This is a genomic window from Streptomyces sp. NPDC088707 (genome assembly GCF_044752725.1).
Classification (GTDB): Bacteria; Actinomycetota; Actinomycetes; order Streptomycetales; family Streptomycetaceae; genus Streptomyces.
The window spans coordinates 1-20,025 of sequence record NZ_JBIVLV010000015.1 but is presented as its reverse complement, the minus strand read 5'-3'; the positions used below and the strand labels follow the sequence as shown (position 1 = coordinate 20,025).

The 20,025-nt window shown below is 73.1% G+C and carries 13 protein-coding genes and 3 tRNA genes; 8 read left to right on the top strand and 8 right to left on the bottom strand.

All coding sequences use genetic code 11. The annotated features are described in order from the left end of the window. Positions 1-63 precede the first annotated feature (63 nt). The 4 genes from ACIP84_RS34145 to ACIP84_RS34130 form a co-directional block, all read right to left on the bottom strand. Positions 64-3,750, bottom strand: coding sequence for a S8 family serine peptidase (locus tag ACIP84_RS34145; protein ID WP_401803286.1), 3,687 nt, complete (start codon positions 3,748-3,750; stop codon positions 64-66). A 155-nt stretch (positions 3,751-3,905) separates the two neighbouring features. After that, positions 3,906-5,198: an MFS transporter gene (locus ACIP84_RS34140; protein ID WP_401803283.1), complete on the bottom strand. Its 1,293-nt coding sequence runs from the start codon at positions 5,196-5,198 to the stop codon at positions 3,906-3,908. Further along, positions 5,195-5,641 carry a GNAT family N-acetyltransferase gene (locus ACIP84_RS34135; protein ID WP_401803280.1) on the bottom strand — a complete coding sequence of 149 codons (447 nt, stop codon included), beginning with the start codon at positions 5,639-5,641 and terminating at the stop codon, positions 5,195-5,197. The genes ACIP84_RS34140 and ACIP84_RS34135 overlap by 4 nt, the downstream gene beginning before the upstream one ends. Positions 5,642-5,676: 35 nt before the next feature. Next, positions 5,677-9,105, bottom strand: a complete 3,429-nt coding sequence (locus tag ACIP84_RS34130; protein WP_401803278.1) for a BTAD domain-containing putative transcriptional regulator — start codon at positions 9,103-9,105, stop codon at positions 5,677-5,679. Between the two features lie 209 nt (positions 9,106-9,314). On the opposite strand from ACIP84_RS34130, the gene ACIP84_RS34125 reads away from it, so the two are divergent. The 3 genes from ACIP84_RS34125 to ACIP84_RS34115 all read left to right on the top strand — a co-directional run bounded on the left by ACIP84_RS34125 (position 9,315) and on the right by ACIP84_RS34115 (position 12,403). Continuing rightward, positions 9,315-10,082: an SDR family oxidoreductase gene (locus ACIP84_RS34125; RefSeq protein ID WP_401803276.1), complete on the top strand. Its 768-nt coding sequence runs from the start codon at positions 9,315-9,317 to the stop codon at positions 10,080-10,082. A gap of 114 nt (positions 10,083-10,196) precedes the next feature. Continuing rightward, entirely contained in the window at positions 10,197-10,925 is a 729-nt protein-coding gene (locus ACIP84_RS34120) for an NAD(P)H oxidoreductase (RefSeq protein WP_401803273.1), read from the top strand. Then, positions 10,922-12,403 carry an MFS transporter gene (locus ACIP84_RS34115; RefSeq protein ID WP_401803270.1) on the top strand — a complete coding sequence of 494 codons (1,482 nt, stop codon included), beginning with the start codon at positions 10,922-10,924 and terminating at the stop codon, positions 12,401-12,403. Before ACIP84_RS34120 ends, ACIP84_RS34115 begins: the two co-directional genes overlap by 4 nt. Before the next feature lie 72 nt (positions 12,404-12,475). Here the strand turns inward: ACIP84_RS34115 and ACIP84_RS34110 are convergent, their stop codons facing one another. Further along, complete coding sequence (locus ACIP84_RS34110) at positions 12,476-12,958, bottom strand: MarR family transcriptional regulator (RefSeq protein WP_355970285.1); 483 nt, start codon at positions 12,956-12,958, stop codon at positions 12,476-12,478. A gap of 113 nt (positions 12,959-13,071) precedes the next feature. On the opposite strand from ACIP84_RS34110, the gene ACIP84_RS34105 reads away from it, so the two are divergent. Together ACIP84_RS34105 and ACIP84_RS34100 are read left to right on the top strand one after the other, a co-directional pair. Then, entirely contained in the window at positions 13,072-13,488 is a 417-nt protein-coding gene (locus ACIP84_RS34105) for an organic hydroperoxide resistance protein (protein ID WP_055603198.1), read from the top strand. A 233-nt stretch (positions 13,489-13,721) separates the two neighbouring features. Continuing rightward, a complete protein-coding gene (locus tag ACIP84_RS34100) occupies positions 13,722-15,776 on the top strand; it encodes a phosphocholine-specific phospholipase C (protein WP_401803265.1) in 2,055 nt (684 codons plus the stop codon). A 297-nt stretch (positions 15,777-16,073) separates the two neighbouring features. Here ACIP84_RS34100 and ACIP84_RS34095 read toward each other — a convergent pair. The 3 genes from ACIP84_RS34095 to ACIP84_RS34085 all read right to left on the bottom strand — a co-directional run bounded on the left by ACIP84_RS34095 (position 16,074) and on the right by ACIP84_RS34085 (position 16,467). Continuing rightward, positions 16,074-16,150: transfer RNA gene (locus ACIP84_RS34095), tRNA-Ile, on the bottom strand. 166 nt (positions 16,151-16,316) lie between these two features. Continuing rightward, positions 16,317-16,389, bottom strand: a tRNA-Asn gene (locus ACIP84_RS34090). Positions 16,390-16,394: 5 nt separating this feature from the next. Beyond that, a tRNA-Asn gene (locus ACIP84_RS34085) sits at positions 16,395-16,467 on the bottom strand. 191 nt (positions 16,468-16,658) lie between these two features. On the opposite strand from ACIP84_RS34085, the gene ACIP84_RS34080 reads away from it, so the two are divergent. From ACIP84_RS34080 to ACIP84_RS34070, 3 genes are all read left to right on the top strand, one after another. Next, a complete protein-coding gene (locus ACIP84_RS34080) occupies positions 16,659-16,970 on the top strand; it encodes a YtxH domain-containing protein (protein ID WP_355970290.1) in 312 nt (103 codons plus the stop codon). A 30-nt stretch (positions 16,971-17,000) separates the two neighbouring features. Continuing rightward, entirely contained in the window at positions 17,001-18,440 is a 1,440-nt protein-coding gene (locus tag ACIP84_RS34075; protein WP_355970293.1) for an FGGY family carbohydrate kinase, read from the top strand. Between the two features lie 137 nt (positions 18,441-18,577). Beyond that, the coding region (locus tag ACIP84_RS34070) for an ABC transporter ATP-binding protein (RefSeq protein ID WP_401803262.1) at positions 18,578-20,025 on the top strand (1,448 nt) is incomplete at its 3' end.

The window sequence follows — 20,025 nt, the reverse complement described above, 5'->3', positions numbered from 1 at the left end:
GGCCCCCTCCCGCGGTGAGCGGGAGGGGGCCCGGCCGGCCGTGCCTGACAGGTGGCCGCGTGACTACTTCACGCCCACCGCGCGGATCAGTTCCTGCGTGACCGAGCCGCCCCGGTCGTCGCTCGCCCCGGCCCGCAGCGAGACGGAGGCCGCGCCGGCCGGGACGCGCAGTTCGCCGTCCCAGGCGGCGCCGTGCCGCGCCTTCTTGAGGGCGACCTTCGTCCAGGTGCTGCCCTCGTCGTAGGAGACCTCCAGGGTGCCGCCGGTGATGGTGCCGGTGCCGGTGGCGCCCTTCACGTATGCGGCGAAGATCCCGACGGGCAGCTTGCGTCCGGCGCGGACGTCACCGTTGATGTCGGTGTCCACGTCGAAGCCGAGGTTGAGCATCGGCAGGTAGGTGATCCGGTCGGACGGGGTCTCGGCGGATCGGAAGGTCCACTCGCTGTGGCCCTTGCCGGCGAGCCGCCAGCGCGTCGGGTCGAGCGCGGTGTCGGTGACGACCTTGTAGGTCGCCTCCTCGGCCGGGGCGTCCCAGGCGTAGGCGCCGGAGCTCATCTTGCGGTCGACGCGGGTGCCGTTGACGTACACCTCGGTGTACTGGGTCATCGAGTCGTCGTTCCACACGTTGCCGAAGCCGGTGTGGTCGGTGCCGGAGTCGCCCCAGCCGGGGGTGTTGAAGCGCAGGTCGTTGCCGACGCGCTGCTGGCCCCAGCCGAGGCCGGTGCCCAGCCACGGGTGCCAGACGGGGCCGAACCAGTCGAGGTCCACCCGGCTGCCGCCGCCGTAGGACGGGGTGCCGCCGCGCTCCTCCAGGGAGTCGCCGAGGTCGACGGACTCGTGCCAGCGCTGGCCGGTGCCGGTGGAGACGTACTCGGTGCGTTCGGCCGGGAAGGAGATCCACTCCTTGAAGCCGAAGCCGATCGGGAAGGTGTCGGTGATCGAGTAGCGGAACTCGCCGCCCAGTTCCCTGCGCTTGGTCGGCGCGTGGAAGGTGGAGCTGATGGTGGCCAGTTCGTCCCGGCCGGGACGGAAGACCAGGTCCTTGCCGATGGCCCCGGGGTGGCCCTCGGAGAGGTCGTACGTGAACGGGGTGAAGCGGGTGCCGGTCAGGTCGACGCGCTTGCCGCGGGCCGCGGCGGCGGCGAGCCGCTGGGCGTCGGCGGTGTTGACGGTGGCGACGGCGAGCGGCCGGTCCTCGTAGTCGGCGGTGCCGAAGAACTTCATCAGCCGGCCGGGCTGGTCGTCGGTGACGAACAGGGCCCTGGCGCCCGCGTCCTGGGCGTGCTGGGCGAGCTGCTTCGGGTCGGCGCCCTCGGTCAGCCGGACGAGGACGGCCTTGCCGGCGACGTTCCTGCCGGTGTACTCGGCGGGGGTCCCGGTGCCCGCGTCGACGACGCCGAGACGGTGGCCGCCCTCCAGGAGAGTGCCGCCGCCCTGCGGCGTGGCCTCGGAGAGCCGGGTGCCGTCGACGCTCGCCTCCAGCATGGGCTTGCCGAGGCGCCAGACGGTCCGGTACTCGAAGGTGCCGGTGGCGGGCCTGGCGGTGGGCGCGGCGAAGATCGAGTCGTACGTCGCCGGGACCTGGACGGCGCCGCCGTAGGAGGCGCCGTTGGCCTTCCGGTCGAACTCCATCAGGAGCTGCCGGGTCTCGGTGCGCTTCTCGACCTCGGCGCGGATCTCGCGGAGCTGCCGCCCGTCGAGGGTGATCTCGCGGTCGCGGTCGAGGGTGATCTCCGGCGCGGTGAGGAAGCCGAGGCCGAGGGAGTCCTTGCCGTGGGAGCCGCGCACGTCGAGGAAGCTGTCGACGGTGTACGTGCCGGGCTTGAGGCGCAGTTCGAGGGTGCCGGACTCGCCGACCGTGGCCGGGAAGGGGTCGACGCCCGGGGTGAGCTGCTGCACGCCCAGGTAGGCGGGGGTGGCGGCGCCGTCACGGTCCTTGACGTGGACGGTGAGGGTGTAGCGCTCCTCCTCCTTCACCAGGCCGAGCGCGGTGTGCGCGACGACGGTGCCGGCGGCGGTGGCGGTGACCCGGCCGGAGGACTGGCCGACGGGGGCCTTGGCGCCGTCACCGGTGACGGTGGTGCTCGCGGTGCCGTGGGCGGGGACGGTGAGGGTGGTGTCGGCGAGGGCGGCGACACCGGCCGGCATGCCCTCGACGGCCAGGTTCAGCGCGACCGGGGCGTCGGAGGAGTTGGTGTAGGTGACGGTCTTCGTGACGGGCTCGTTCGCCTCGTACGGCCAGGCGACGTAGCCGAGGTCGGCGGAGCCGGTCGCGGTGACGTTCGCGGCGATCGCGGCGGCCACGTCGACCCGGCCGGAGCCGAGCGCGTACGAGGAGGCGTCGAGCGTCTTCGACGAGGACATCAGCGCGCTCTTGAGCTGGGCGCCGGTCCAGTCGGGGTGCCGCTCGGCGAGCAGCGCGGCGACGCCGGCGACGTGCGGGGTCGCCATCGACGTACCGCTCATGGAGGTGTAGAGGCCGCTGCCGGGGACGAGCTGGGAGCGGGCGGCGAGGATGTCCACGCCGGGCGCCGACAGGTCGGGCTTGAGGGCCTGGTCGCCGTAGCGGGGGCCCTGGCTCGTGAAGTAGGCGGCCTCGTCGGCGGAGTCGACGGCGCCGATGGTGAGGGCGGAGTCGGCGGCGCCGGGCGAGCCGATGGAGCCGGGGGCGCCGGAGTTGCCGGCGGCGATGACGAAGAGGGCGCCGGTCTCGGCGGTGAGGGTGTTGACGGCCTGGGCCATCGGGTCGGTGCCGTCGCTGGGTTCGCGGGAGCCGAGGCTCATCGAGACGATCTTCGCGTCGATGTCCTTGGCGGCCCACTCCATGCCGGCGATGATCTCCGACTCGGAGCCGGAGCCCTCGTCGCTGAGGACCTTGCCGACGGCGAGGGTGGCGCCGGGGGCGACGCCCTTCTCCTTGCCGTCGGAGCCGGCGCCGCTGCCGCCGACGGTGGAGGCGACATGGGTGCCGTGGCCGTTGCGGTCGGCGACCTCCTGGCCGGCGATGAACGACTTGGACTCGGTGACCCGGCCCGCGAGGTCGGGGTGGGCGAGGTCGGCGCCGGAGTCGAGGACGGCGACCTTCACGCCCTTGCCGGTGAGCCCGGCCTCCCAGGCCTTCGGGGTGCCGATCTGCGCGTTGGACTCGGCCATGGCGGCCTTGACCCGGCCGTCGAGCCAGACCTTGGCGGGGGCGGCGGTCCGCGCGGCGGGGGCGGCGGTGAAGCCCTGCCAGAAGGCGGCGGGGTCGGTGGCGGTGACGGCGGCGCCGCCGATGCTGGGCAGCGGGCGGACGGTCTCGGCACCGCGCGGGGTCGCCGCGGCGGTCCGGGCGCCCTTGCCGCCGTAGGTGACGATCAGCGGCAGGTCGCCGGTGATGCCCTGCGCGACGAGACCGGTGACGTCGAAGAGGCGGGGGTCGAGCGCGCCGGAGGCCAGGTAGGGGCGGGCCTCGTCGGGGACGACCGTGACCCGGCCGTTCGCGATCTGGCTGCGTATCGCGCCGGTGGCGCCCTCGGCCCGGTCGACGGTGACGGTCTGCTGCCCGCCGCCGAGGTCGGTGAGGGTGACGCGGTCGCCGGTGACGAGGGTGACGGTGGTGCTCGCCGCCGCGCCCTTGAAGGTGTCCGGTACGGCTGAGGCGGTGGTCCCGGCGGCGGCGGTCTGCCCCGCCGAGAGCAGCACGAGGGAGATGCCCGCGGCGGTCAGCGCGGCCCTCCCTCTGTCGAAGGGCGTGGTCCTCGACGTCATCGTTCGAACTCCTCGTGGACCCGGGGTCGGGGGTGTTTCCGGGTGCCGCGAGGAGTCTTGGTCAGGTGGAGGGGAGTTGACTCCGTTCCGTCCTGGCGGTTATGCGCCGTGGCGGCCAACCGCCAGAACAGGACGTGCCGTTCGGGGAGAATTGCTCACGGAGTCGGGTCGAGCGCGTCGTACCGGCGGAAACCGCGCCCGTACAGGGCGAGGAGACCGACCGCGACGACACAGGCGATCCCGCCGCCCGTGACGGCGACCGCGGGCGAGGTCAGATCGGCCACGGAGCCCGCGAGGAAGTCCCCGAGCCGGGGCCCGCCGGCGACCACCACGATGAACACGCCCTGGAGCCTGCCGCGCATCTCGTCCGGCGCCGCGACCTGCATCATCGTGTTGCGGAAGATCATCGAGACGGTGTCGGAGTACCCGGCGAGGGCGAGCAGGAGCAGCCCCAGCCAGAGGTTCCGGGTGAGACCGAAGACGGCGATGGCGGTCCCCCAGCAGGCGACGGCGATCAGGATCGCCTGCCCGTGGTGCCGGATGCGGCCCTGCCAGCCGGAGAGCACCCCGCCGAGCAGCGCCCCGAACGCGGGCGCGGCGACGAGGAGTCCGGCGGTCTTCGCGTCGCCGCCGAACCAGAGCACGGCGACGGCGGGGAACAGGGCGCGGGGGTGGGCGAGGATCATCGCGCAGAAGTCCGAGAAGAACGTCATACGGAGGTTGGGCCGGGTCGCGAGGAACCGCAGCCCGTCGAGGACGGAGGCCCGCTTGCCGCCTCCCTTCCGGTCCGGGAGCATCGACGGCAGCCGCCACATCGCGTAGAGGCTCGCGGCGAAGGCGACGGCGTCGACGAGGTACGCGGTCTGGTACCCGGCGAAACCGACGATCAGCCCGCCGAGGCTCGGCCCGACGAGCATGCCGAAGGTCGTGACCATCGAGTTCAGCGCGTTGGCGGCGCGCAGCTGCTCGGGCGGCAGGAGCCGGGGGATCATCGAGGAACGGGCGGGCGAGTTGAGCGCGGCGCAGACGGCCTGCAGGGCGACGATCCCGTAGAGGAACCAGACCCGGTGGAACCCGGCGAACGCGGCGCCGGCGAGCGCGACCGACAGCACGGCGGAACCGCAGGCGCTGTAGAGCCCGAGCTTGCGGCGGTCGACGGTGTCGGCGATGGCACCGCCGTACAGCCCGAAGACGACGAGCGGGACGAGCGAGAACAGTCCGACGAGTCCGACGGAGAAGGGCGACCGGGTGATGTCGTACACCTGGAGGGAGACGGCGAGCGCCGTCATCCCCTGCCCGACCCAGGAGACGGTGCTGCCGAACCAGAGACGGCGGTAGTGGGCGGAGGTCCGCAGCGGGGTGAGGTCGGCGAAGAGCCTGCGGCGCTCGGCGCGCTGGGGCTCAGGGGGCTGATGCTGTGACTGGGGCTGGGGCTCCGTGGCGGTCACGCGATGTCGTACCGGAGCTCGGGGCGGTCCCAGTGGATGCGTCCGGCGGCCGGAACGGTTCCGCTGCGGACGGCGCCGGTGCGCAGGTAGAACTCCTCGGCGGGCGGATGCGCGACGACCCGCACGGTCGTGAGCCCGGCGGCCCTGGCCTGCCCGGTCATGTGCTCCATGAGCAGCCGCCCGATGCCGAGCCCCTGGGCGCTGTCGGCGACGAACGCGAGGTCGAGCTCGGCGTCGTCGACGAGCAGCGCGTAGAACCCGAGCACCCGGTCGCTCGCGTCGACGGCGACGAACACCGGATGGTGCTCGATGTACGCACCCCCGACCTGGTACCCCTCGACCATCGTGGCGTAGTCCCCCCGATAGGCCCGGGAGCTTCTGACCAGCCGGGTGAGCCGCTTGGAATCGTCGGCGACGGCACGCCGGACAGTGAACTCGGACATGGGGCGAGTATAGGGGTGAGTACGGCAGTTGATCCTTACGTTTTGGTCAAGGGTTCAAGCGTCGGATCCGGGGCCCGCGCGGGCGGCGCCGCCTCCGTCACCGCCCGTTCGTGGGGCAGGGTCGTGCCGTGGGTGAAGGCTTCGGTGAAGGCCTCCGGGCCCAGGGCCGCGCGGGCCGTCGTCTCCGTGGCGTCGACGTCAGAGCGTTCCGCCGCGGGCAGGGGCGCGCCCGTCGAGGCGCGGAGCGCCGACGCCGCCCCGAGGAGGAGGGCGGCCCCCTTCGCCCGGCCCGCGCCCGCGTGGGCCGAGGCCAGGCCCTCCAGGGCGAGGGCGACCGCGCGCGGGTCGCCGGAGGCCAGGGCGGTGCCGTAGCCCTCCTCCTGGAGTTCCAGCGCGCCCGCCGCGTCGCCGCGCGCGAGCGCCGAGAAGCCCAGCTCGGCCAGGATCAGCGCGTTGGCCGAGTCGAGGCCGACCGCCCGGTGCCAGTCGAGGACCTCCCTCATGTGCGCCTCGGCCTCGTCGATCAGGCCCTCGCGTCTGGCGCCCAGGCCGAGGCCGAGGACCGCGTTGATCTCGCCCGCCCGGAACCCGATCTCGACCGCCCGCTCCCGGGCCGCCGCGTGGTACGCCCGCGCCTCGGCCAGATCACCCCTCAGCAGGGCCGTACGCCCGATCCCGGCCAGCAGGTCCGGCACCTCGGCCGTCAGGCCGAGGCCCTCCGCCGCCGCCAGGCCCGCCCGCTTGAGCCGGTCCGCCCGCTCGTACTCCCCGTGGATCTCGGCGACCGTCGCCAGCGGGTACACCGACCACAGTCGGCAGCACGCGTCGCCGACCTCGGCGAACAGCGCGTCCGAACGGGCCGCGTCCTCCTCGGTGCCCGCCACGTCGCCGCCGAGCAGCCGCTGCACCGAGCGGTCCGCGAGTGCCGCCGCCTCGACCCAGCGGTCCCCGTGGGCCCGGGCCCCGTCGAGCGCCTCCCCCGTCAGCCGGCCGCCCTCGCTCTGGCTGCCCGTCCCGCAGAGCACGTGCGCGAGGAACCAGCGCGCCCACGCGTGGTCCGAGGGCCGGAGCGGTTCGGTCGCCTCGTAGGCCGTGAGGGCCTTCGCGATCCGCTGCCGCCGGTCCGTGCCGTCGCCGCCCATGATCGCCAGGCCCGTGCGCCAGACCTCCACGCGGGCGCGGAGCGCGCGCTGTTCGGGGGGCGCCTGGCCCTCGGCGGTCTCCGCGGTCTCCGGGGTCTGCGCGGCCTGCGCGGCCTGCGCGGTCTTCGGGAGGGCCGCCCGCAGTGCCGCCGTCGCGTGGCGGAGCGCCTCGCCCAGGCGGCCCCGCATGACCCAGTACCAGGCGAGCGCGTCGACGAGCCGGAGCGCCGCCCCGGCGTTCCGCCCGGTGCCGGGCGCGGCGAGCGCCCGGTCCAGGGCGGCCCGCAGGTTCGCCGTCTCGGCGTCGAGGCGGGCGAGCCGGCGGCGCTGGTCCGGGCCGCGCAGGGCCGGCTCGGCGTCCTCGGCCAGCCGCAGGTAGTGGGTCAGGTGCCGGTCCCGTACGGCCTCCGTCTCGCCCGCGTCCTCAAGACGTTCGAGGCAGTACGCGGCGACGGACTCCAGGAGCCGGTAGCGCGGTCCGTCAGGACCGTCGACCGCCACGACGAGCGAGCGGTCGACGAGGCGGGCGAGGAGTCCGAGGACGTCCCCGGCGGACACGTCACCGGCACCTCCGGATGCCGTGCCGCCCGGCATCGCGCCTCCCGACGTCGCACCACCCGCGCATACCTCCTCCGCCGCCCCCAGCGTGCAGCCCTCCGCGTGCACGGCCAGGCGCCGCAGCACCGTCCGCTCCTGCTCGCCGAGCAGTTCCCAGCTCCAGTCGATGACCGCCCGCAGGGTCTGCTGCCGGGCCGGCGCGCCGCGCAGCCCCGCGTCGAGCAGGCGGAAGCGGTCGTCGAGCCGCGCCAGGAGCCCGTGCACCCCGAGGGCCCGGACGCGGGTCGCGGCCAGTTCCAGGGCGAGCGGGATGCCGTCGAGCCGGCGGCAGACGGCCCGTACCGCCTCCCGGGTGGCCGGGTCGAGCGCCGCGCCGGACCCGAACCCGGGCGCCGAGGCCGCCGCCCGTGCCGTGAACAGCTCCACCGCGCCGTCCCCGTCGAGCGGCTCCACCGCCCACAGCGTCTCGCCCGCGAGGGCGAGCGGCTCCTGGCTGGTGGTCAGGACGACGAGGCCCGGCGCCGTGCGCAGCAGCAGCTCGGCCAGGGAGGCCGCCTCGTCGACGACGTGTTCGCAGTTGTCGAGGACGAGCAGCGTGCGCTTGCCGCGCAGGACCTCGGCCAGCCGCTCCGCCGTGGTGAGCGCCCGCTCCCCCTCGGGCCGCAGCCCCCACACCCCGTCGTCGCGGAGTTCGAGCGCGGCGGCGACGACCTCGGCGAGCTCCCCGCGCGCGCCGGCGAACTCGACGAGCCACACGCCGTCCGCGAACTCCTCGCGCGCCTGCCCGGCCGCCTCCAGGGCGAGCCGGGTCTTCCCGACCCCGCCGGGCCCGGTGAGCGTGACGAGCCGCCGCTCGGTGAGCAGCCCCCGCACCTCGGCGACGGCCGCGTCGCGCCCGACGATCCCGGTGAGCGGTGTGAACAGATTGCCCCGCACGGGCCCCCCGCTCGCGGTCGGCCCCGGCGTCGCACGGACCGTGCCGGGCGGCGCGGCGGACGGCGCGGCCGCCGGCGCCGAGAGCGAGGGGTCCTGGCGGAGCATCGCCGCGTGGAGCGCGGTCAGTTCGGGGCTCGGGTCGAGGCCGAGTTGGTCGGCGAGGAGGGTGCGCAGCTCCTCGTACCCGGCGAGCGCCTCGCTCTGCCGGCCCGCCCGGTAGAGGGCCCGCAGCTGCACCGCCCGTAGCCGCTCGCGCAGCGGATGCAGGGCGACGAGTTCCGCCAACTCCCCTGCCAGTACGTCCAGTTCTCCGGCATCGAGGCGCGCCTCCGCCAGTGCCTCGCGGACGGCGAGCCGTTCCTCCTCCAGCCGGTCCGCCGCCGCCCGCGCGAACGGCTCCTCCGCGAACCCGGCGAACGCCGGGCCCCGCCACAGGTCGAGCGCCTCGCCGAGCAGGACGGCCCTCTCGCGTGGGTCCGCCCTCTCCCGCGCCCGGGCGGCGAGCCGCGCGAACTCCCGCGCGTCCAGCGCCCCTTCGGGTACGGCGAGGAGATAGCCGGGTGCCTGCGTGACGACGAGGTCGCGCCCGCCGGGCTCGGCCTCCTCGAAGGCGCGGCGCAGCTGGGAGACCTTGGCCTGGAGGGCCCGCAGCGGGTTGCCGGGCGGCTCGTCGCCCCACAGGTCGTCGACGAGCCGGAACGCGGCGACCGGCCGGCCCGCATCGACGAGGAGCGCGGCGAGCAGGGCCCGCACCTTGAGTTCAGGGACCCGGACGGGCGTGCCGTCCTCGGTCCGTACGGCCGTCTCCCCCAGCACCGCGAATCGCATACGGCCACCGTAACCCGGCTTCGATCACCCGCCCGTGCCGGTCCGAACAGGCCCGTTCCACAGCCGAACCCGGCCCGTACCGCACCCGAACCCGGCCCGTTCCCCGCCCGAACCAGGCCCGAACAGAACCCGAGCCGTTCCCGAACACCCCGCCGCCAGAGTCATCCCTGTCAGCAGGAAACGACACACGGAACACCAAGGAGCAGGACATGAGCAGCAACAAGCCCCTCGCCGGCAGGACCGCCCTCGTCACCGGCGGCAGCCGCGGCATCGGCCGGGCGATCGCCCTCCGCCTCGGCGCGGACGGCGCCCGGGTCGGCGTCCACTACGCAAGCAACGAGACGGCCGCGAAGGAGACGGTCGCCGCGATCGAGGCGGCCGGCGGCTCCGCCTTCGCCCTCCGCACCGAACTGGGCGTCCCCGGCGACGCCGACGCCCTCTGGGCCGCCTTCGACGCGGCGACCGAGGGCGACCACGGTCTCGACATCCTGGTCAACAACGCCGGGATCGCCGGCCCCGGCCAGATCCACGAGGTCGAGGAGGCCGACTACGACCGGGTGTTCGCGGTCAACGCCAAGGCTCCGTTCTTCATCATCCAGAAGGGCCTCGACCGGCTCCGCGACGGCGGCAGGATCATCAACATCTCCTCCGGAGTCACCAAGGTCGCCTTCCCGGGCATGACCTCGTACGCCGCCGCCAAGGGCGCCGTCGAGGTGCTGACCCTGACCCTCGCGCAGACGCTCGGCTCCCGGGGCATCACGGTCAACGCGGTCTCGCCGGGCACGATCGAGACCGACATCCACCCGTGGATGGCCGACCCGACCGCCAAGGCGCACGCCGCCGGGTTCTCGGTCTTCAACCGGGTGGGGCAGCCGGGTGACGTGGCCGACGTCGTCGGCTTCCTCGCCTCCGACGACTCCCGCTGGGTCACCGGCCAGAACATCGACGCGAGCGGCGGCTCCGGCCTCGGCCTCTGACGGCCCCGGTGCCGGCCGCCCGAGGGCGGGCCCGTGACCATCCCGGGCCCGCCCCGCCCCCCGAACGCGCCCACGCCCCTCCCCTCCCCCTCCCCTGTGAAGGAACTCCAGGTCATGGCAGCTCACACGCTCCTCGTCCTCGCCCACCCCCGTACCGACTCGCTCACCGCCCAGGTCGCCGCCCGGCTGCACGCCCGCCGCAAGGACGAGGGCGGCACCGTCGACGTACTCGACCTGTACGCCGAGGGGTTCGACCCGGCGCTCCGGCCGGAGGACGAGCCGGACTGGGAGAACCGCGAGAAGGTCTACTCCCCGGAGGTCCGCGCCCACATGGACCGGATCCTCGCCGCCGACGAGATCGTGGTCGTCTTCCCGGTCTGGTGGTTCACCCCGCCGGCCATCCTGAAGGGCTGGATCGACCGGGTCTGGAACTACGGCTTCGCGTACGGCCGGAGCCGCCCCCGACTGGCGGGGAAGAGGCTGCTCTGGCTGGCCCTGATGGGCGGGACGCCGGAGGAGATCGAGCGGCTCGGCATGACCGACGCGCTCGGTCTGATGCTGGTGACCGGCATCTCCGAGTTCTGCGGACTCCCGGACGCCGCCCTCCGCGTCCTGCACGGCACCGAACTCTCCGGAGTGCCTGTGGAGTTGCGGGCCGGCCGGGTATCGGAACTGCTCGACGAGGCCGAGCGGACCCTGGCGGAGGCACTCCCCGGCGCGGCCGCGAACCCCACCCCCGCGGTCCCCACCACCACGACGGCGACCACCACCGCGGCCACCGCCACCAGGACCATCAGGACCACCACCACCGAGAACACCGAGAACGAGGAGCCGGCACGATGACCACGACCCTCGCGGAGAACACCGCGACACCGCCCCGGGCCGGAGCCCGCCAGTGGCTCGGCCTCGCCGTCCTCCTCCTCCCCGTCACCCTGATGACCGCCGACCTCGGTGTGCTGTGGCTCGCCACCCCGTACCTCTCGGCCGATCTCCGGCCCAGCGGCGCCCAGTTGCTCTGGATCACCGACATCTACGGCTTCCTCACCGCCGCCACCCTCGTGATCATGGGCACCCTCGGTGACCGGCTCGGCCGCCGCAAGCTCCTGATGGCCGGTTCGGCCGGCTTCCTGCTCGCCTCCGTCCTCGCCGCCTACGCCCCGAACGCCGGGACGCTGATCGCGGCCCGCGCCCTCCTCGGCATCGCCGGGGCGGCGGTCCTGCCCTCCACGCTCGCCCTGATCAGCCACATGTTCGCGGACGCCCGGCAGCGGGCCACGGCGATCGCGATGTGGGTGACCGCCCTCTCCGTCGGGCTCGCGATCGGACCGGTCGTCGGCGGTGTGCTGCTCGCCTCCTGGTGGTGGGGCTCGGTCTTCCTGATGGGCCTGCCCGTCATGCTGATCGCGCTGGTCACGGCTCCGCTGCTGCTCCCCGAGTACCGCGACCCGAACCCCGGGCGCCTCGACCCGGCGAGCGTGCTGCTCTTCCTCCTCGCCGTCCTGCCACTGGTGTACGGCGTCAAGTCCCTCGCCGCGCACGGCCCGACGGCCGAGGCGGGCGTCGCCTTCGCCCTGGGGCTGACCTTCACGGCCCTCTTCGTCCGCCGCCAGAACCGTCTGGAGTCCCCGCTCCTCGACCTGCGGCTCTTCAGGAACCGGGCCTTCACCGGCGCCCTGCTCACCCTGCTCCTGGGCATGACCGCGCTCAACGGCGTCGAGTACCTGGTCCCGCAGTACCTCCAGGCGGTCGCCGGACTGCCGCCGCTCGAAGCCGGTCTCTGGCTGCTGCCCGGAGCCGCGGGCCTGATCGCCGGCTCGCAGCTGACGCCCTTCGTGGCGCGGAAGATCCGCCCGGCGTACGTCCTCGCCGGCGGGCTCCTGATCTCGCTGGCCGGATACGCGGTGATCGCCCTGGCCGAAGGGGTGACCGTGGCCGCCCTCGGCCTCGCGGTCATCATGTTCGGCGCGGCGCCGATCAGCGTCCTGGGGACGGCCCTCGCGGTCGGCTCCGCCCCCGCCGAGAAGGCGGGCGCGGCTGCCGCGACCGGTCAGACGGCCTACGACCTGGGGCTCGCCCTGGGTATCGCGGTCACCGGCAGTGTGGCGGTCGCCGTCTACCGCGGCGGCATCCCGGCGGACGCGCCGGCCGCGGCCCACGAGAGTGTGGGCGCGGCGCTGGCCCTGCCGGACGAGGGGCTGCGGGAGCAGGCACGGGAGGCCTTCACCACGGCCCTCCACTCGGCGTCGGCCCTGAGCGCGGTCTTCGCCCTGGTGACGGCGGCCGTGGTCCTGACCCTGCTCCGCAAGGTCCCCCGCTCCTGACCGCTCCCTCGGGCCGCACCACGAACCGCTCGCCGCGCCCACCGCGCGGCGGGCGGTTCGTGGTGCGGCCGTCTAGCGGCAGACGTTCAGGTCGTCCGGGTCGACGCTGTCGAGTCGGGCGGCCAGGGCGTCGAGGCGTTCCCGCAGGTCGCGGATGTCGGCGAGGTCGAGGCCGGTCGCGGTGGCGATCCGGCGCGGCACGTCGCGGGCCTTCTCCTTCAGCGCGGTCCCCTCGGCGGTGGGCCGGACGGTGACGGACCGCTCGTCCTCGGGGCTGCGGCGCCGCTCGACGTATCCGGCCGCCTCCAGGCGCTTGAGCAGCGGGGACAGCGTTCCGGAGTCGAGCCGGAGGCGCTCCCCGATCCCCTTCACGGGCAGCTCGCCGTGCTCCCAGAGCACCAGCATCGCGAGGTACTGGGGGTAGGTGAGCCCCAGCTCCTTGAGCGCCTCGCGGTAGACGCCGTTGAAGGCTCGGGTCGCCGCGTGCAGCGAGAAGCAGATCTGGTGGTCGAGCCGGAGGAAGTCCTCGTCCGGGACGGTGTCGAGCGTCTCCATGGCTCCAGGATACGCGAGGACGTTTCACACGCCATTGAGTTGTGCACAACTTAATCGTGCGCTATTAATAGAGAGCCACCGCAGCACCCCTCCCGAGGACAGGAACGGACACCATGGACGCGATCTACACCGCTGTCGCCACCGCCAACGGCCGCGAGGGCCGCGCCGTCAGCTCCGACGGCCACATCGACCTCCCCCTCGCCCACCCCCAGGCCCTCGGCGGCAACGGTCAGGGCACCAACCCCGAGCAGCTCTTCGCCGCCGGGTACGCGGCCTGCTTCGCCAGCGCGATGAACCTGGTCGCCCGCCAGGAGAAGATCGACATCTCCGACGCCTCGATCACCGCCGAGGTCTCCATCGGCAAGGACGCCGCGGACGGCGGCTTCGGCCTCGCGGTCGTGATGCGCGCCGAGTTCCCGGACCACCTCCAGGGTGAGGCCGGCGCGTCCCTCCTGGAGAAGACCCACGCGTTCTGCCCGTACTCCAAGGCGACCCGCGGCAACATCAAGGTCGACCTCGTCGTCGAGTAGTTTTCTGTCGCTTCACGTACGCCCCCGATGGTCATCGACCGTCGGGGGCGTTCGTTCGTGAGTTCTTCCGTTCGAGCACGGGGGATTCGTCTCCCGTACGACGGGCAGTCATGGAACGGCCCCCGGCCGGTGGTTCACGGGCGCTCTCCTTGGGGCGCCCATCGGCCGGTCAGTCCGGCCACCGCACGCGCACCCCCACCCGTGCCCGTCCCGACCCGGAGGAGAACTCCCCCATGGCCGACCTCGACCGTCGCCGGTTCCTTCAACTCGCCGGCGGCACCGCCGCGCTGACCATGCTCTCGGAGAGCATCGCGCGCGCCGCCGCCATCCCGGCACAAGGCTCCACCGGCACGATCCAGGACATCGAGCACATTGTCGTCCTGATGCAGGAGAATCGTTCCTTCGACCACTATTTCGGGGCGATGAAGGGCGTGCGGGGCTTCGGCGACCCCCGCCCGGTCACCCTGCCGAGCGGAAAGTCGGTCTGGAACCAGTCGGACGGCAGCAAGGTCACCCTGCCCTTCCGCCCGGAGAGCGCGAAGCTGGGCATGGAGTTCCTCCAGGGCCTCAACCACGACTGGGCGGGCGGCCAGAGCGCCTTCAACAAGGGCAGGTACGACAACTGGGTCCCGGCCAAGACCAAGGCCACGATGGCGTACCTCACCCGCGAGGACATCCCGTTCCACTACGCGCTCGCCGACGCGTTCACGATCTGCGACGCGTACCACTGCTCGTTCATCGGATCGACCGACCCGAACCGCTACTACCTGTGGACCGGCCACACCGGCAACGACGGCACCGGCGGCGGCCCGGTCCTCAACAACGCCGAAGCGGGCTACGGCTGGAAGACCTACCCGGAGCGCCTGGAGGCGGCCGGGGTGTCCTGGAAGATCTACCAGGACATCGGCGACGGGCTGAACGCGGCCGGCTCCTGGGGCTGGATCAACGACGCCTACCGCGGCAACTACGGCGACAACTCGCTCCTGTACTTCAACACGTACCGCAACGCCCAGGCCGGCGACCCGCTGTTCGAGAAGGCCCGCACGGGCACGAACGCCAAGGCCGGCGAGGGCTTCTTCGACCGGCTGCGCGCCGACGTGCAGGGCGGCCGGCTGCCGAAGATCTCCTGGATAGCCGCCCCGGAGGCCTTCTCCGAGCACTCCAACTGGCCGGCGAACTACGGCGCCTGGTACATCTCGCAGGTCCTCGACGCGCTGACCTCGAACCCCGACGTGTGGGCCCGTACGGCGCTGTTCATCACGTACGACGAGAACGACGGCTTCTTCGACCACGTCGTCCCGCCGTACGTCCCGGGCTCCGCCGCGCAGGGCCTCTCCACCGTCGCGACCGGGCTCGACCACTTCCCGGGCAAGACCGGCTACGTGGCCGGCCCCTACGGCCTCGGCCCGCGCGTCCCCATGCTCGTCGTCTCGCCCTGGTCCAAGGGCGGCTACACCTGCTCCGAGACCTTCGACCACACCTCGGTCATCCGCTTCATGGAGCAGCGCTTCGGGGTGCGGGAGCCCCAGATCTCGCCCTGGCGGCGGGCCGTCTGCGGCGACCTGACCTCCGCCTTCGACTTCTCGCGCACGGACGCCTCGGCGGCCGCGCTGCCGCCGACGTCCGGCTACTTCCCGCCGGACAGGAACCGCCATCCCGACTTCCTCGCCACCGCCCCGGCGACCGGCACCATGCCCCGCCAGGAGCGCGGCGCCAAGCCCACCCGCCCGCTGAGGTACGCGCCGTTCGTGGACGGCTCCGCCGACACCGCGGCGGGCAAGTACCGTCTCACCTTCGGCGGCGGGCCCTCGGCGGGCGCGCAGTTCTACGTGACCTCGGCCAACCGCACCGACGCGCCCTGGACCTACACGACCGAGGCCGGCAAGTCGATCGCGGACACCTGGAACACGACGTACTCGAAGGGCGTCACCGACCTCACGGTCCACGGCCCCAACGGCTTCGTCCGCCGCTTCCGCTCCCCCGGCAAGACGGCCGTCCCGGAGGTCACGGCCCGCCACAACGCCACCACGGGCACGCTGGACCTCACCTTCACCAACGCGGGTACGACCGCGACGGTGACCCTCATCAACGCCTACGGCGGCGCCCAGAAGACGCTCTCCGTCGCGAAGGGCGCCACGGTCACCCACAGCGTCGCCGTCTCCGCGGCCCACCACTGGTACGACGTCACCGTCACGTCCTCCGCGAGCACGGACTACGTCCGCCGCCTCGCCGGCCACGTGGAGACGGGCACGGCGAGCGTCTCGGACCCGGCGATCCTCACGTACTGACCACCGCGGCGGGAACGCCCCGAGGGCCCGTACGCGTCCACCCGGCGCGTACGGGCCCTCGGGACCGGACAGGGCGTTCGGTGGTGGGGTGTGAGGCGGCTCACGCTCCGACCGGAAGGGGCCGTTCCGCGCCATCCGGGTGATTCACCGGGCGTGTCGCGGGGCCGGTGACCCGGGTCCGGCCTCGGGAGGCCGCAGACTGGGGAAGAGGTGCCGGCCGTGGACGGCGGGCTCGCACCGCCGAACCGTCCGCCCGGTCGGATCACGGGTCGGAACGATTCTGCGGGCACCACGAAGTGGTGGGGCGGGTGGGACTCGAACCCACGGCCGACGGATTATGAGTCCGCTGCTCTAACCGGCTGAGCTACCGCCCCGTACGGTGAGGCGCGTACATGTGTGCGCGCCGTCTGCCGCAGCATAGCCGCTCATACGATCTCCTGCTCCGGAAGATCGGCTCTGCTCGACCATGAAGACCGCACCGCGCTCCGCATGGTTCCCCGAGACGCGAAAAAGGACCCCGAAGGGTCCTTTTCCGTTCCGCTCCCCCGACTGGACTCGAACCAGTAACCCTCCGGTTAACAGCCGAATGCTCTGCCAATTGAGCTACAGGGGATCGCGCTCCCCCGACTGGACTCGAACCAGTAACCTGCCGGTTAACAGCCGGCTGCTCTGCCAATTGAGCTACAGGGGATTGCTGCGTTGCACCGAACGTACCCACTCCGGATGCTCCGGGCGGGCGGTTGCTCGCTGCGACACATACATTAGCGCAAGCAGGGGGGTGCTCCGCCAATCGGTATCGCCGGGGGCACCGCCTGGGCACCGGCGATGCGTCGGAGACGCGTCGGCAGGCATCAAGGAAGCTCTCCAGGGAAGGTGGTGGCTATGCGATACAAGCTGACGTTCGTCGTAGGACTCGCCCTCGGTTACGTGGTCGGCACGCGGGCCGGACGCGAGCGCTACGAGCAGATGAAGAAGTCCGCGAAGGGGTTCGCCCAGAACCCGGCCGTGCGCAACGCCGCCGAGTCCGCCGCCCAGACCGGGCGGCAGGTCGCGGGCAAGGCCGCGCACGTCGTGGGCGACAAGGTCGGCGACAAGCTGCCGGCCTCGGTGACCGAGCGGTTCCACGCGCTGTCCGGGCGCGGCGGGGCCAACGGGAAGGTCGAAGAGGACGACTGGGGCACCAGCAACACCTGAACCGCCCCGCGTGCGGCAGAATCAAGTGTCATGGGGATAGTCGCAGGACTCGACAGCTCAGCGGAGTTCACACGCATCGTCGTCTGTGACACGGACACGGGTGCCGTACTGCGGCAGGGATACGCCCCTCACCCGGGCGAACCCAAGGCCGTCGACGTCGACCCGCAGACCTGGCTGCTCTCGCTCGGGGAGGCCGCCACCGGCGGGCTCCTGGAGGGCGTGCAGGCCATCGGCGTGTCCGCGCAGCAGCACGGACTCGTACCGCTCGACGCGCAGGGCGGCCTGGTGCGGCCCGCGCTCGTGCGCAACGACAAGCGGGCCCAGATCGCCGCCGCCGACCTCGTGGAGTCGCTCGGCGGCCGGCAGGCCTGGGCCGAGGCCGTCGGCTCCGTGCCCGGAGCCGGGCAGCCGGTGGCCAAGCTGCGCTGGCTGGCCCGTACCGAGCCCGAGCACGCCCGGCGAGTCGCGATGGTCCTCCAGCCGCACGACTGGCTGGTCTGGCAGCTCCTCGGCCGGCCCGCCCGGCGCACCACCGACCGCGGCGCCGCCTCCGGCACCGGCTACTGGTCGGCCCGCACCGGCACGTACCGCCCCGACCTCGTCGAGCTGGCCCTCGGCCACCAGGCGGTGCTGCCCGAGGTCCTCGGCCCGGCCGACGCGGCCGGCACCACGCCCGAGGGGCTCCTCATCTCCGCCGGCACCGGCGAGACGATGGCCGCCGCCCTGGGCCTGGGGCTCGGCCTCGGGGACGCGGTGGTCTCGCTCGGCGCCTCCGGCTCCGTGATGGCCGTCCACCACGAGGCCCTCGCCGACCCCAGCGGCATGATCACCTCCTTCGCCGACGCCACCGGCATGCACCTGCCGGTCGTCCACACCTCCAACGCGGTACGGGCCCTGCGCGGCACCGCCGAGATGCTGGGCGTCGACTCCCTCGAAGAGCTGTCCGCGCTGGCCCTGAAGTCGACGCCGGGCGCCTCCGGGCTCGTCCTGCTGCCCTACCTGGAGGGCGAGCGGACCCCGAACCTGCCGCACACCGCGGGCACGCTCAGCGGGCTGCGGCGCGAGTCGATGAAGCCCGAGCACCTGGCACGGGCGGCGTTCGAGGGCATGCTCTGCGCGCTCACCGACGCCATGGACGTGCTGCGCGGACGCGGGGTCGAGGTGCGCCGGGTGTTCCTGCTCGGCGCCGCGGCCGCGCTTCCGGCGGTGCAGGCGCTCGCGCCCGCGCTGTTCGGCGCGCAGGTCGTCGTCCCCCAGCCGGCCGACTACGCGGCGCTCGGCGCGGCCCGGCAGGCCGCCTGGGCCCTCGGGGTGGCGCGGGGCACGCTGTCGCCGTCCACTCCCCCGGCCTGGCAGGGCGCGGCCGCGCAGATCCTGGAGCCGGGTGAGGACCTGGCCGCGGGACGGGCGGTGCGGCAGCAGTACGTGGCCACCCGGGACCAGCTCCACCCGGGCGCGTTCGGTTCGTAGCGTGACGGGGGGGGGATCGCGCCCCGTCCCTCACCTCACCGGGGCCCGAATCCCCGTTCGTAAAGTCTTCCCCAGGGCTCGCCCCGCACCCCTAAACCGAGTCGTAACGCCTCGGGCGTGCGGGCGATAGTGGAGCCGTGCTCATAAGACTTCTCCGAACCCACCTCGGGCCCTATCGAAAACCCATCGCACTGCTCGTGCTGCTGCAGTTCCTGCAGACCTGCGCGAGCCTCTACCTGCCGACCCTGAACGCCGACATCATCGACAACGGTGTCGTCGAGGGGGACACCGGATACATCCTGCGCTCCGGCGCCCTGATGGTCGGCGTCTCCGTCGTCCAGGTCGTCTGCAACATCGGGGCCGTGTTCTACGGCGCCCGCACCGCGTCCGCCCTGGGCCGGGACGTGCGAGCCGCGGTCTTCGACCGGGTGCAGTCGTTCTCCGCGCGGGAGCTGGGGCACTTCGGGGCGCCCTCGCTGATCACCCGTACGACCAATGACGTGCAGCAGGTCCAGATGCTGGTCCTGATGGCGTTCACCCTGATGGTCTCGGCACCCATCATGTGCGTCGGCGGCATCGTGATGGCCCTCGGCCAGGACGTGCCGCTCTCGGCCGTGCTGCTCGCCGTGGTGCCGATCCTCGCCGTCTCGGTCTCCCTGATCGTCCGGAGGATGCGGCCGCTCTTCCGGACGATGCAGGAGCGTCTCGACACGGTGAACCGGGTGCTGCGCGAGCAGATCACCGGCAACCGCGTCATCCGGGCGTTCGTGAAGGACGACTACGAGGAGGAGCGGTTCCGCGGCGCCAACGCGGAGCTGACCGAGGTCTCGATGGCCACCGGCCGGCTGATGGCCCTGATGTTCCCCGTGGTCATGACCGTCGTGAACATCTCCAGCGTGGCGGTCGTCTGGTTCGGCGCGCACCGCATCGACAGCGGCGGGATGCAGATCGGCGCGCTGACCGCCTTCCTCGCCTATCTGATGCAGATCGTGATGGCGGTCATGATGGCCACCTTCATGTTCATGATGGTGCCGCGGGCCGAGGTCTGCGCCGAGCGCATCGAGGAGGTCCTCGCGACCGAGTCCAGCGTGGTGCCGCCGGTGAAGCCGGTGACCGAACTCGGCCGCCGGGGGCATCTGGAGGTCCGCGGCGCGGACTTCCGCTACCCCGGTGCCGAGGAGTCGGTCCTCAAGGACGTCGGGATCGAAGCCCGGCCGGGCGAGACGACCGCGATCATCGGCTCCACCGGCAGCGGCAAGTCGACCCTCCTCGGACTCGTCCCCCGCCTCTTCGACGCCACCGGCGGCGAAGTCCTCGTCGACGGCGTCGACGTCCGCGACCTCGCCCCCGACCTCATGGCCAGGACCGTGGGACTCGTCCCCCAGAAGCCCTACCTCTTCTCCGGGACCGTCGCCACCAACCTCCGCTACGGCAAGCCCGACGCCACCGACGAAGAACTCTGGCACGCCCTGGAGGTCGCCCAGGCCGCCGACTTCGTCCGCGGGCTCGACGAGGGTCTCGACGCGCCCGTCTCCCAGGGCGGCACCAACTTCTCCGGCGGCCAGCGGCAGCGGCTCGCCATCGC

Excerpts from the sequence above, each read along its gene's own strand:
- ACIP84_RS34145 (WP_401803286.1), bottom strand. The coding sequence starts at position 3,750 with ATGACGTCGAGGACCACGCCCTTCGACAGAGGGAGGGCCGCGCTGACC.
- ACIP84_RS34135 (WP_401803280.1), bottom strand. The coding sequence starts at position 5,641 with ATGTCCGAGTTCACTGTCCGGCGTGCCGTCGCCGACGATTCCAAGCGG.
- ACIP84_RS34130 (WP_401803278.1), bottom strand. The coding sequence starts at position 9,105 with ATGCGATTCGCGGTGCTGGGGGAGACGGCCGTACGGACCGAGGACGGC.
- ACIP84_RS34125 (WP_401803276.1), top strand. The coding sequence starts at position 9,315 with ATGAGCAGCAACAAGCCCCTCGCCGGCAGGACCGCCCTCGTCACCGGC.
- ACIP84_RS34120 (WP_401803273.1), top strand. The coding sequence starts at position 10,197 with ATGGCAGCTCACACGCTCCTCGTCCTCGCCCACCCCCGTACCGACTCG.
- ACIP84_RS34115 (WP_401803270.1), top strand. The coding sequence starts at position 10,922 with ATGACCACGACCCTCGCGGAGAACACCGCGACACCGCCCCGGGCCGGA.
- ACIP84_RS34110 (WP_355970285.1), bottom strand. The coding sequence starts at position 12,958 with ATGGAGACGCTCGACACCGTCCCGGACGAGGACTTCCTCCGGCTCGAC.
- ACIP84_RS34105 (WP_055603198.1), top strand. The coding sequence starts at position 13,072 with ATGGACGCGATCTACACCGCTGTCGCCACCGCCAACGGCCGCGAGGGC.
- ACIP84_RS34100 (WP_401803265.1), top strand. The coding sequence starts at position 13,722 with ATGGCCGACCTCGACCGTCGCCGGTTCCTTCAACTCGCCGGCGGCACC.
- ACIP84_RS34080 (WP_355970290.1), top strand. The coding sequence starts at position 16,659 with ATGCGATACAAGCTGACGTTCGTCGTAGGACTCGCCCTCGGTTACGTG.
- ACIP84_RS34075 (WP_355970293.1), top strand. The coding sequence starts at position 17,001 with ATGGGGATAGTCGCAGGACTCGACAGCTCAGCGGAGTTCACACGCATC.